Source organism: Novosphingobium sp. 11B, assembly GCF_054589055.1.
The window spans coordinates 1-245 of record NZ_BAAILP010000249.1; the positions used below are offsets into that span (position 1 = coordinate 1).

Below are 245 nucleotides of genomic sequence, written 5' to 3' on the forward strand. Positions count from 1 at the left end.
TTGGTGTTATTCTGGGCCACGTGCGGGGTGACGTCCATCTCGCGCAATGCCTCGACGAAGGCGGCGGTGTCGTAGTTCTTGTCCGCGCCCAGCGTGATCCGATGGCGCCCTTCCATCCGGCCCAGCATGGTCAGTGCGGCCTCGCGTTCGGCGGTGCCGGTCGCGTGGGTGAGGATCGCATCGACTACGAGGCCATTGCGGTTCTCCATGAGGACATGGGCCATATGGCACAGCTTGGCTGCCTG

General features: G+C 64.5%; 1 protein-coding gene. It reads right to left on the reverse strand.

The window, feature by feature from the left end; all coding sequences use genetic code 11:
* On the reverse strand, nt 1-245 hold a 245-nt coding region (locus tag ACYPYD_RS22350; RefSeq protein WP_459665610.1), incomplete at both ends, for a transposase.